This is a genomic window from Selenomonadales bacterium (assembly GCA_017442105.1).
GTDB lineage: Bacteria > Bacillota > Negativicutes > RGIG982 > RGIG982 > RGIG982.
Window position 1 is genome coordinate 1 of record JAFSAX010000124.1, and the last position, 11,741, is coordinate 11,741.

At 50.3% G+C, this 11,741-nt stretch carries 11 protein-coding genes; 1 reads left to right on the plus strand and 10 read right to left on the minus strand.

All coding sequences use genetic code 11. From position 1 onward, the window contains the following. A partial coding sequence (locus IJN28_04775; GenBank protein ID MBQ6713082.1) for a hypothetical protein occupies window positions 1-1,010 on the plus strand: 1,010 nt, incomplete at its 5' end. Between the two features lie 75 nt (window positions 1,011-1,085). Here IJN28_04775 and IJN28_04780 read toward each other — a convergent pair. The 10 genes from IJN28_04780 to IJN28_04825 all read right to left on the minus strand — a co-directional run bounded on the left by IJN28_04780 (window position 1,086) and on the right by IJN28_04825 (window position 11,598). After that, on the minus strand, window positions 1,086-1,331 hold the full coding sequence (locus IJN28_04780; GenBank protein ID MBQ6713083.1) for a helix-turn-helix transcriptional regulator: 246 nt from the start codon (window positions 1,329-1,331) through the stop codon (window positions 1,086-1,088). Window positions 1,332-1,416: 85 nt separating this feature from the next. Beyond that, entirely contained in the window at window positions 1,417-5,508 is a 4,092-nt protein-coding gene (locus tag IJN28_04785) for an autotransporter outer membrane beta-barrel domain-containing protein (GenBank protein ID MBQ6713084.1), read from the minus strand. 619 nt (window positions 5,509-6,127) lie between these two features. Next, on the minus strand, window positions 6,128-6,904 hold the full coding sequence (locus IJN28_04790; protein ID MBQ6713085.1) for a sulfite exporter TauE/SafE family protein: 777 nt from the start codon (window positions 6,902-6,904) through the stop codon (window positions 6,128-6,130). A 137-nt stretch (window positions 6,905-7,041) separates the two neighbouring features. Continuing rightward, window positions 7,042-7,773 carry an SDR family oxidoreductase gene (locus IJN28_04795; protein ID MBQ6713086.1) on the minus strand — a complete coding sequence of 244 codons (732 nt, stop codon included), beginning with the start codon at window positions 7,771-7,773 and terminating at the stop codon, window positions 7,042-7,044. A gap of 8 nt (window positions 7,774-7,781) precedes the next feature. Next, complete coding sequence (locus tag IJN28_04800; protein MBQ6713087.1) at window positions 7,782-8,366, minus strand: cob(I)yrinic acid a,c-diamide adenosyltransferase; 585 nt, start codon at window positions 8,364-8,366, stop codon at window positions 7,782-7,784. A 91-nt stretch (window positions 8,367-8,457) separates the two neighbouring features. Continuing rightward, window positions 8,458-9,081 (minus strand): outer membrane beta-barrel protein, encoded by a 624-nt coding sequence (locus tag IJN28_04805; protein ID MBQ6713088.1) that lies wholly within the window; start codon window positions 9,079-9,081, stop codon window positions 8,458-8,460. 152 nt (window positions 9,082-9,233) lie between these two features. Beyond that, window positions 9,234-9,839 (minus strand): porin family protein, encoded by a 606-nt coding sequence (locus IJN28_04810; GenBank protein MBQ6713089.1) that lies wholly within the window; start codon window positions 9,837-9,839, stop codon window positions 9,234-9,236. 106 nt (window positions 9,840-9,945) lie between these two features. Next, entirely contained in the window at window positions 9,946-10,242 is a 297-nt protein-coding gene (locus tag IJN28_04815; protein ID MBQ6713090.1) for a hypothetical protein, read from the minus strand. 118 nt (window positions 10,243-10,360) lie between these two features. Continuing rightward, a complete protein-coding gene (locus IJN28_04820; protein ID MBQ6713091.1) occupies window positions 10,361-10,978 on the minus strand; it encodes a hypothetical protein in 618 nt (205 codons plus the stop codon). Window positions 10,979-10,983: 5 nt separating this feature from the next. Beyond that, complete coding sequence (locus tag IJN28_04825) at window positions 10,984-11,598, minus strand: hypothetical protein (GenBank protein MBQ6713092.1); 615 nt, start codon at window positions 11,596-11,598, stop codon at window positions 10,984-10,986. Window positions 11,599-11,741 lie beyond the last annotated feature (143 nt).

The following is an 11,741-nucleotide window of genomic DNA, read 5'->3' on the forward strand; positions in this document are numbered from 1 at the left end:
CTACCTCCTCCGGCAAGACCACCACGGCGCACAAGATCCGCCGCCGCCTGGCGAAAGACGGGGTACAGTGTGTGGTGGTTTCGCTCGATGATTTCTTCCTCGACCGCAACAAGCTCCCGCTGCTGCCGAACGGCAGACCCGATATGAAGCCAAACGGCAACCAGCCGCCGAGAGGTAACGGTTTCGACAAAGACAGACCGAATCACCGTCCCGACATGAAACCGAACGGCAAGCCGCCTCACCGTCCTGATATGCGCCCCGACCACAGACCGCCGCACGGTGGCGACGTCAGACCTCCGCATCACAGACCGCCGATCCACAGATCACACTATCATCCGCCGCATCATCACCACTACCACGGCAGATATCACCTCTATTACGGCATCTTCATTCCGCCCATCATCTACGGTGGCTGCTACTACGACACCATCTATGACAACGATGCCATCATCGAAAGCTTCATCTACATACAACCGTCCAAGCACCCCAACCAATTCCTCTTCCCGCTCCTGCGCGAAAACGGCCACCCCGATGATGCTGTATTCTGCGTAACGTACGACGGCCAAGAAGCATATGAGTACGACCTCAGACACGGCAACGGCGCCTTCTATCGCATCGCCATCGACAAAGAACCAAAAGCGAGAAAATGGAAAGCCGACCCGCCGACAAATCCAAACCCGCCTTACATCACCTGTCTTGATGACTTCCTCTACAAATACCACTTCACCCCGTCGCCGACCGCCCTCTTCGATGGCAAACACCTCTACAAATTCGACGCAGACAACCGCACCTTCACAGAAAACCAGACCATCGAAGGCCTCACCACCACCTACAAGCACGGCGATATCTACCTCATCCACGCCACACCCGACAGTACCCATCCGTATCCGAAATACTACCTCATCCTCCCCGATGCCATCTACGAAACGACGGCAGACCTCACACACGGATACATCGACTTCAACGAACTCAACCACGATACCAAAAAACTGTGGAAGATCATCAAATAACGACCACCTGCACACAAAAAGACCCGAGGATCACACCTCGGGTCTTTTTATACTATTATTCTATTTTACACAAGATCAATCACAAAAAGAGCTTAGCGGAACATCCAAGATCTCCGATGCCATAATAAGCGTATGGAGCGAATACTTGTTCCTTCTGCCGCACTCGATCTGGCTCAGATAATTCGCCGTAATGCCCAGCTCCTGCGCCAACTGAGCCTGCGTATATCCCTTCAGGCGGCGGAAATAAGCAATGTTGCATCCGATCCTACGATACTGCTCACGCACATGCAGTTCTACTGTCTTTTCTTCGCCTGTTTGCAAACTCTACACCTGCCATTCAAAATTTATTAACGGGCACACGATGCATCCAAGCGCACCGTGTGCTCGTTTTATCATGCCTTCTTACTTAGAAGCTGTAACGTACGCCTGCGTTCCACTGCCACGGAGTGCGGATCTCATCGCCGTACGTTTTGATAACATCTGCATAGAGGTTCGTTGCATCGCTCATTTTGTAGTTGAAACCGAAACCGACTTCATACCACGTACCGCCGATCTCATCCGTGATCAACGCAGAGTTGCTGCCAAGACGGAAGGCCGTATCCGCGTCACCGCAGAAATCATGGAGAGCCGATGCTTTCACATAGATCGCGCCTTTATTGCCAAGCTCTTTACCGAGCTCTACGCCGAGACGCGCGACAAGACTGTCGATGGCATCATGTTTTACATTGATACCGTTATTCGTCGTGTAGCTGTCTCCGCCGATATGCATATACGTCATTTTAGCAAGCGGCGTTACGAACCAGCCTTTGCCCATGTCGTTTTTCATACCGTATTCGGCGCTGAGGGACGTACCGTACGTATCATATTCGCCTTTCGTAAGCTGACCTGCCGCATTGATCGAGTAATCACTGCTGATCGAGCCGACTTTGGCAACGATATCTTTGTAGTGACCTCTTTCACCGAGCCACGTACCGTAAGCCGAGAGCGAAGTATTGCTAAGCTCGCCGCTGCCTGCCGCATACATCGTATCGCCTTCCGTATGGCTCACTGCCACACCGTAATGCCAATCGTCTTTGGCTTTGTCATAGCCGATCTGGAACATGTTGTATTCTGTTTCAAAATCACTGCCGCGTTCAAATTCGCCCTGCGTGAAGCGCGTCCATACACCTTGCGCACCTTCGCTGTTTCTGAGCTCACCAAGACGCTGGCTGAACGTCGCATCTTCATCGCGCCATGCTACTGCCGCATTGGCCGCCACACCGCTGATGGATTCTGTTGTAGTCGTCGTTTGAGCCTGCTGTACGTCTTTGATGACACCGTTGAGAAGTTTGTCGCCGTCAACATCTTCGTACTCGACCGTCATGTCGATCGCACCGTTTAAAAGACCTTCGTCTACATGTACGTTACCTGTGAGATTACCCGTTGCTTCTTCTGCCGCATCGAGTTTGTTTGCCAATTTGTTAAGGTCGTCAGTCGAGCTGAAGCCGTCTGCATCGACGCCTGCCATGCTGAGGTTGAGCGTCGCACCCGATTCAGCCGCCATGATATTGATCTGACCGCTGCCATCGGTGAATACGACATTACCTTCGCCGGCGAGATTGTCGATCGTGATCTCGCCCGTGCTTTCCTGATTGATAACGCCGTCGTCCATCGTGAGGTCGCTGACGAAACTGTCATCAGAGCCTTCGGTCGTCCAATGCGCGCCGTTTGCAAGACCAAGGTTCATGCCCGTTACATCGCCCGTCGGAGAACCTGCCGCGATCGCAACGTCATTTTTATAAATATTGCCTTCGAGCCAAGACTCGCTGTTCATCAAGTTGACATTTACCGCAGCATCTACCGGATGAACGTCTTTGCTGTCGAGTTCATATATGATATCGCCTTTGAGCTGGACGATCGTATCCTGATCGCCCGCGCTGTTGATATTGATCGTAGAGCCACCGCGTGCGCCGATCACTTCGTTATTGGCAGTCGCATACAAGTCACCTGCGATGTCGACCGTACCCTGGCTGGTAGCTACGATCGCACTATCAACATTTTCGATCGTCGTTACCGTATCTTTGTCGACCGTGATCTTCGCATTATCGGCAGGCTCTGTATCCGTAAGGTTACCATTCATAGCCCAGATACCATTGCCGCTGCCGCCGCCGTCAATGTTCAAAGCATCACCTTTGACATTGATCTCGGTACCGTTGTACTGCGCAATAAGACCATAGCTTGCATCGTTGATATTGATAGCCGTCGTAGTTTCATCGCCGACATTGATGACAGCCGTACCTGCTACATCGACAGCCGTACCGTTTTTCGCATTGATACCGCGACCACCGTTTGCCTCGATATCAATATTACCGCCAAGCGTTACCACAGTTTCTTCGTCTGCCGCTTTAGCAAGAACTGCCGCACCGCCTGTGCCTTCGTTAACGATGTTGATACCGCCCGTTTCAGCGTCGGTATTCGTTGCCGTAATGGCAATATCTGCACCATCAGCCGCGTATACGACTGCACCGTATTTGTTGTCAGCATTACCGTTTATATTGACAGCACCTGCACTGATCTCAGTTTTGTTCGCACCCGTTTTAACTGCGATAGTCGGTCTTTCGCCGTCCGAATTGAGGTTCAATACGCTGTTTTCATTGCCTTCAATGCTGATCGTAGTCTCTGCTGCATTGGAAGCGTTGTTGACGATCGCGTGTTCGCCCGCATTGATCGTCATTTCATCAAAACCGTTCATAACAACCTTGCCGTCGCCGCTGTCGTTCGGTACGAAGATACCGTCAACAGGTGCATTGACTGTGATCTTGTTTGCCGTGACCGTATTGACACCGTAGCCCGTTACTGCTTTATCGGCAGCAGCATTGATCTCAACTTCCACCGCTTCTACCGTATTCGTACCTGTACCCAACACAGGGTTGCTCGTGCCTGTCTGTTCAAGCGTGACCTTGCCGTCGCTTACGATCGTTGTGTTGTAGATAACGCCTTCGTTTACGTTACCTTTTTTGCCCTGATAATCGGAAGTGAGCGTCAAGTCGATGCCCTTGAATTCGAGCGTGCTGTCTTTGATAAGAACATTGCTGTCATCGTTGCCGACTACATCGAGTGCAACTGCGTCTGCCGATGCATCTTTCTGAATGAGACCGTCTTTGCCGCTGAGCGTATTAACAGTGCTGTCATCAGTCACGTTCCAGGTACCGCCGCTGACATCCACATTGCTCGAGCCCGTATCTTCAGTCGTGATCTGTGCGTTCATCACTGTGCCTTCCATTACGTTGACGTTCAGATCTTCGGTCGCGTTGATCGCTTCTTTGAACGTAGCTTCAACGCCTTTTTCTACGTTGATCTCATTAAAGTTCTCAGCTGTGCCGACCGTTTTGCCCGTCCAGCCTTCTTTGAGATTGAGCGTATTGCCTAATCCTTCGCCGCCGTCATCACCGTAGAGTTTGGCATTGGAGATATCGGCATTGCCGCTGATATTGATAACGTTGCCATCAGCTTTGCCTATATTCGTTTCGAGAATATTACCTTTTTTATCACGTACGTAATCTACGGAGATCCCACCATATACACTGCCGCTGATCTTGCTGTCGCCTGCGATATTGACCGTATTGTCATCAGCACTGCCTTCTACATCATATACATGACCGCCCGCTACCGTAGAGCCTTCGCCCAGCGTCACATCAGTAAGCGAGATCGTATTGCCCGAAGCATCGCCGCCTTTGCTGAAGACGAAACCGCCGTACATTTCGGCATTTTCTACCGTGACGTTTTCGATGATCGCTTCATTGTTCGTTGCACTGCCGCCTCTTGCTTCCCCACCGTATACACAAAGGACACTGCCGTCTGCCAATTTTACCTCAACATCTTTGAGGATCGTTTTATTCGAATCGACATCTGCTTTCGAGCCGTCATTGCTCAACGCACCTGCGATGAACGTATGGCCGCCGGTCGTAAGAGTGACGCCTTCAAGCGAAACGCTGTTGCCCGTTGCGACAGCTTTGTAGCTTGCATCAGCGCCACCGTCGATGCAGGAACCATACAAGTATGCATATCCGTTCGTATTGATCGTAACGTCATGCTTGATCTCTAATGTATTGTTGTTCGGATTCTCTGTGATGTTATTGCCGCCGTTTTTCTTACCGGAGTAAGCTGCAAAAATACCGACATTGCCGTTCGCTTCCGTCGTCGTATAGGTAACAGCACTGTCCGTCACTACATGATTGGACGTACCTTCCTTGTCGTTTTCGGGATAATAGTTGCAATAATATGTATTATCGGTAAGCGCATTGAAGCCCGTATCCGTCTTGAACTCTGCAATAGAATCATACTCCCCACCGATCGTATGATCTGCCGCGAGTGCCGTACCACCGCTCATCATAACAGCTACCACCGCTGCTGCCGCGATCGCCTTCACGCCGCTTTTACCGTTGGCTTTTGCCACTTCGGATACGACGACGTAACAATGTTTTACTTTGCTCCAAACAACTTTGTATATCTTATTCATAAGATATGCCCCCTTTTTCTCTTCTTTTTGCTTTGTTGTCTATGTCTTTTGTTTCTCTTTTATAAATATCGGTAATCAAAATACCCCCCCCCCGCAAAATCTATAGTTATCTTTTAAGATACCTACAGTTATCGCAAGAAGGTCTGCTTTTTTTGATTCCTTCTTATTTATAAAGATACAACTCGATCACCTAAACAACTATGTTCTACACGAGAAGGGATATTCCTCCTTTTTTCAGTTACTTTGTTTTGTATTTGGCTCGGTTTTAAATCCTATATTTTATTATCGTATTTTTCATTGTTATATTTTTATTCCTTATTGTCATACAGCGTCCATATCAAGGAGAATCTATTGTTTCGTATTTTATTTTTTTATGTATTTCTATTTTTATATATTCTTTTTGTATTCCTTATTGTTCTTGTTTTATAACTAGATGTCAATTATTATTCATTCCTGTATAAAAGTTAAAATTTTTTTGAAAAAACAAAAAAAGACCTCCGACATTTACTTGGGTCTTTGTATGTTTATGCATATCTGTCCTGTATATCCTGTTTTTTTAGGCATAAAAAAAGAACCCAAGCGGTATGCCTGAGTTCTTGTACGCGTATTCTTCTGTCTGTTACATGACGGCCTGCGCGATCATGCGGACGCCGACGAGGAACATGATGATGGAGAGGATGAGCATGATGGTGCGGGATTTGGTTTTTTTAGCTACGCGGGCACCGATCTGTGCGCCGACTGCTGCACCGATACCAATGGCAAGGCCTGCGTCCCAGAGGACGTTGCCGAGCCAGCCGTGGGAGATGACGCCGACGGCACTGGACATACCGAGTACGCATTGGCTGGTTGCGGTTGCTACGTGTGCCGGGAATCCGAGGAGGAATACCATGGCAGGTACGTGGATGATGCCGCCGCCGATGCCGAGGATGCTGGAGAGGAATCCGACTGCGAAGCTGAGGGTGATACCGAGCGGTGCGTTATAGATGAAGGTTTTGGGGTCGAATCCTGCGCCGTCTGCTTTTTTGGACGGTTTGAAGTAGGTAAGAAGTGCGAGGATCATGAGTACGATACCGAAGGTGATGCGGAATCCGTCGCCTGTGAAGTAGTCTGCTACGTAGCTGCCGAGGAATGCGCCGGGGAAGGTCGCAAGGCCGAAGCGGATGGCTGCGTGCCAGTATACTTTTTTCTGTTTGACGTAGGCCATGGTGCCGGAGAGTGCGTTCATCATGACGCAGAAGAGCGATGTGCCGATGGCATGCTGCGGCGACCAGTGGTAGAGCATGACGAAGATGGGGACGAGTACGATACCGCCGCCGATGCCGACGAGTGTACCGAACATACCGACACCTGCGCCAAGCATGAAGAATTGGACGATGTCGAGGATGCTGAAATCCATGGTGAGTATATGCCTCCTTATGTTTGAAAAAACGAATATATTATTGTTTCATTATACACCTATTCGCGCAGGAAGGGTATGGGAAAATGGTTGTATTCCGTTTATTCATGTTTAATATCTATCAACAGAATAGTTCTTCAGCAGGCGGTGAGTCCTCCGTCGGCGAGCCAGACGGCGCCTGTGACGAAGGAGGCGCGGTCACTTATGAGGAAGGCGATGACGTTTGCGATCTCGTCGGGGCGCGCTATCCTGCCAAGCGGGTAGAGGGATTCCATCTCTCTTTTGGCTTCTTCTTTCCCTTCTTGGGGAAGCTGCGCGTCGGTAAGGGGTGTGTCTACGTCAGCAGGGCAGATGCAGTTGACGCGGACAGCGGGGGCAAGTTCGAGGGCGAGGGCTTTTGTCATGGTGGTGATGGCGCCTTTTGATGCGCAGTAGGCGGAGCAGAAGTAGTTGCCGTTTACGCCTGCGTCGCTCGATACGTTGACGATCGCCCCGCCCGCTTGTCTTAAGAGGTCTACAACGGCTTTGGTGACGAAGTAGGTGCCTTTGAGGTTGGTGTCGATGACGTCTGTCCACTCTTCTTCGGTCATGTTATCAATGCTTTTTTCAAGGTAGATGCCGGCAGAGTTGATGAGCGCATGGAGCATGCCACAGTCACGTCTGATGATCTCGCCAAGACGCAAGCAGTCGGCGGTGCTTCGTACGTCACAGGGGATAAAGACGACGTTTTCTCCGAGTGCTTCTTCGGCCTTTTTCCCCTTTTCTTCGTTTCTGCCTGTGATGATGACGCGGTAGCCGTCTTCGATGAGAAGGCGTGCGGCGGCAAGTCCGATGCCGCTGGTTCCGCCTGTGATGAGTGCTGTTTTCATGGCGTCTCCTAGTTTTCGATGCCGCGGCGTGCCTCTACGCCTTGGCTGTAGTAGTGTTTGATCTCTTTCATCTCGGTGATGAGGTCGGCGCGCTCGAGAAGCTCGTCGGGTGCGCCTCTGCCTGTGAGGACGATCTCGGTATGAGGCGCGCGCCCGTCTAAGATGCGCTTGACGTCTTCCCATTCGGCAAGTCCGAATCGAAGGGCGCAGTTGATCTCGTCTAAGACGATGAGGTCAAAGGTTCCGCTTACTGCGGCTTGATAGGCATTGTCGAGGCCTCCTTTGACGAGGGCGATGTATTCGGCAGGGGGCTTACCTTTCGGGAAGATGACGACACCTTCAAAGGCTTTTTTCTGTTCGTCGGTGAGCATGCCTTCTTCGGCGATAAAGAACGGTTTGCCGAGCGTTTCTAAGGTGAGGTTCGGCGAGAGCGTAGGCAGGATATTGTGTTCGCTGTAGGCGAGGCCTTTCATATATTGCTGAAAGAGGACGCGGTGTCCTGCGCCGAGTGCACGTATGGCAAGTCCGATGGCGGCTGTGGTCTTGCCTTTGCCATCTCCTGTGTAGACTTGGATGTAGCCTTTTTCTTTCATGGTATCGACCACCTTTCTTTCGTTTATCATATCAAGTTTCGGGCGAAAAAAAAAGAACTCGGAGCAATTTTCTCCGAGTTCGTATGCGGTCTTAGAATGTGGTGGAGATGCCTGCGCGTACGCCGTCGAATTTGTAATCGCCGTCATCTTCGTCATTGAAGTCTTTGTATTCTGCCCAGCGGTAGGATACGTCGAGTCCCCAGTCATCGGCGAATTTGTACGTGCTGCCGATTTCATAGATCTGGTTGTTGTTGCCGATACCGATCTTGCCGAAGAGGTTGACTTTTTCGCCGAGCGGATACCAGCCTTGGAGACCGACTTGGATGCCGTCTGTATGGTAGCCGTCGCTACCCCCTGCGTAGGTATATTTTTCACCGTAGTAGACGTAGCCTGCATACGCGTTGAGGTTGGGGCTGAGTTTGTAGAGGATATTGACTTCGCTGGCATCGCCTTTGCCTTCTTCGTCTCTAAGACTATAGCTGTAATGGCTGTAATCGTATTGGATCGCCCAGTTGTCGTCCATGCCGTAGGTGATATTACCGTAGAAACCGCTGTCGCCGTCAAGGTCTCTTCCTTCGTATTCGCTGTTCGGGCTGAAGGATGTACCGAGCGTTACGTCCCATTTGCCTTCTTCGATCTCGGCAGGTGCTGCCATTGCCGTGACGGAGCCTACTACCATCGTTGCGATGAGTGCCGATAAGACTTTCTTTTTCATATATGTTCCCTCCTGCGTGTCATCATACTATCATAACAGTATGATATTATTTCGCTTTTGCTCATACATTTTCCTGCCAAGGTGCCTCTTTGACAAAAGCAAAGGCTCGAAGGTTATACTTCGAGCCTTTGCGGGAGTGTATGTGATATTGTTTAGAACGTCGTGGAGATACCTGCGCGGACGCCGTCAAATTGGAGGTCTGTTACATCGCCGACATCTTTGTATTCTGCCCAGCGATAGGATACGTCAAGACCCCAGTCATCGGCGAATTTGTACGCGGCACCAATTTCATAGATCTGGTTGTTGTTGCCAAGACCGATCTTACCGAAGAGGTTTACTTGGTCTGCAATGGGGTACCAGCCCTGAAGACCTATTTGGACACCATCGGTATGGTAACCATCGCCGTCGAAGTTTTCACCGTAGTAGACATAGCCTGCATAGGCGTTGAGGTTCGGGCTGAGTTCGTAGAGAACGTTGACTTCGCTGGCATCGCCATCAGCGTTTATGCCTCTTTCACCGTAGCTATAGTGGCTGTAGTCGTATTGGATCGCCCATTTGTCGTCCATGCCGTAGGTGACGTTACCGTAGAAACCGTTGTCGCCGTCCAGATCATAGCCGCTGTCTTCGGTGTTCGGGCTGAACGATGTACCGAGGGTGATATCCCATTTGCCTTCTTCAATTTCAGCAGGTGCTGCCATTGCCGTGACAGAGCCTACTACCATTGTCGCAATAAGAGCCGATAATACTTTCTTTTTCATATATATTCCCTCCTGTTACGTCCCTTATGGGGACGGTGTTTTCTAATACCTAGTTGTTTGGTTCGATCTTATACCGCAAGATTCCTTCTTTTGTCAGAAAAATCTATCATCTGTGGTGCGGACGCGGATGGTGCGGACGCGGATGATGCTTTCTGTGATGCGGCGGCGGACCGTGATGTTTGAAATGGCGCGGCGGCGGCGCATAGTGTCTGTAGTGGTGCGGCGGCGGTGCGGGGTGTCTGTAATGATCGTGGAACGGATCGACTACGATGACGATGCCGCTGCTTGTCGGTTGTACGGCGGTATTGAGTGCGCTCGCTTCTGCCTGCGGACTTCCTGTGATGACACCGAGCCCCAAGAAGGCGCCGAGCAGTGCTCCTGTAAACCATTTTTTATTCAACATATGACCCAACTCCTTCTCTTCGTTTTCTTTGGTGGGGGATCGGAAGGTGTGTTCCCTTCCGTTGATTCTATTATGCAGGAGTTTCCTTTTGTTTTTCTTTGAGGCGGTAAATTTTTCTTTACTTTTTCATTTCTTTTTTCCACTTTTTATAGAAGTCTTTAACGATACCGCGATAGATGTCGATGGTGCTTTTATCATCGTCGTCGATGGCTTCGTAGATGAAGGCAGGTCGTCCGCTTTTCGCATCGACGACGGATAGTTTCGCATGGACATAGGAGCGATACGTATAGTGCGGCGGATAGTCCTGCACAACGGTTTCGATACGGGTGATATAGCGCGTGCGTTCGTTGCCTTCGCGGTCACGGTACGATTCGGTATGGGTGTATCGTTGTTCGACGGACGCGGAGGAAGGTTCTATCCAGTAGCGGTTTTTCTCGTATCGTTTTATTTCGACGGTGAGATAAGCATCGGGCAAGGCTCCGTCTTCGTCCTGTCGGTAGGCAAGGTCATCAAGCTTGTCTTCACCGATGCGAAGAAGCTCATATGTAAGGGCATCAGCGAGGAAGGTATCGCCTGTGTTCGCATCATCTAAGGTGACATCTGCGACGGTGATGCACTTCCAGTCCTTCATACTGACGGTCGGATCGCGCCATGCATGATCTTCTGCGGCAAAGGCAGTGGCTGCCATGAGGGTGAAGAAGGCGGCGCAGAGCATGGATATCAGTCGTTTCGTCATACGGATCACCCTCTCTTTCGTTTTTTGCTTTGTTTGATAGCTGTTTTGAGTTCTGCGTAGAAGTCGGTTATCGTTTCTTCGATATTCTTATCCATCGTGCGAGAAGAACGCATCGTGTCACGATAATGGAAGATGGGACGATGTGTTTTGCCGTCGTATAATATATATTCGGCTTCGGCTGTCTGCGTGTATACGCGCTGCGGGCCGACGGAATGGTCTACATAGTAAGTCGGTGAGTACCATTCGTCATAATAGTCGCCATCACGAACGATCTCAGCTTGATACATCGGAAGCGAGCACGTATAGCCGGGGTCTTCGCGCATATCATACGATGTTTCGTTGACGGTCATGACGAGGTAGGCGTCTTCGGTCAAGGCCTCATCAGTCGGACGATGGCCTTGGACGAAGGTGATATCATCGAGCTTTTCTGTATATTCGTGGAGCATATGGTATTCGTTTCCGCTGACTGTGCCTTGGGCATATTCGATCGGGCAGATGCGGACGGTCTTGATCTTATGAAGCTGTGCATCGCGGTCCGCCCAGACGGGGCCGTTGGCAAAGGCGGTCGCCGAGCACGCGATACATGCTCCTATGAGAAGTGCTGTTATTTTTCGTTTCATCGTCTTTCACCTCTTATCTTCGTGTAAAAAGCTGTACCCGGCAGAAAGAGCGTCTTCTTTCGTTCTCACTTTGGGCGGAACATTCTCTTGTTAAGATTACGATACCATCCTTCTCTTTTCCTTTCTTTGAACGTGATTTTCTC

Excerpts from the sequence above, each read along its gene's own strand:
- IJN28_04785 (MBQ6713084.1), bottom strand. The coding sequence starts at position 5,508 with ATGAATAAGATATACAAAGTTGTTTGGAGCAAAGTAAAACATTGTTAC.
- IJN28_04790 (MBQ6713085.1), bottom strand. The coding sequence starts at position 6,904 with ATGGATTTCAGCATCCTCGACATCGTCCAATTCTTCATGCTTGGCGCA.
- IJN28_04795 (MBQ6713086.1), bottom strand. The coding sequence starts at position 7,773 with ATGAAAACAGCACTCATCACAGGCGGAACCAGCGGCATCGGACTTGCC.
- IJN28_04800 (MBQ6713087.1), bottom strand. The coding sequence starts at position 8,366 with ATGAAAGAAAAAGGCTACATCCAAGTCTACACAGGAGATGGCAAAGGC.
- IJN28_04805 (MBQ6713088.1), bottom strand. The coding sequence starts at position 9,081 with ATGAAAAAGAAAGTCTTATCGGCACTCATCGCAACGATGGTAGTAGGC.
- IJN28_04810 (MBQ6713089.1), bottom strand. The coding sequence starts at position 9,839 with ATGAAAAAGAAAGTATTATCGGCTCTTATTGCGACAATGGTAGTAGGC.
- IJN28_04815 (MBQ6713090.1), bottom strand. The coding sequence starts at position 10,242 with ATGTTGAATAAAAAATGGTTTACAGGAGCACTGCTCGGCGCCTTCTTG.
- IJN28_04820 (MBQ6713091.1), bottom strand. The coding sequence starts at position 10,978 with ATGACGAAACGACTGATATCCATGCTCTGCGCCGCCTTCTTCACCCTC.
- IJN28_04825 (MBQ6713092.1), bottom strand. The coding sequence starts at position 11,598 with ATGAAACGAAAAATAACAGCACTTCTCATAGGAGCATGTATCGCGTGC.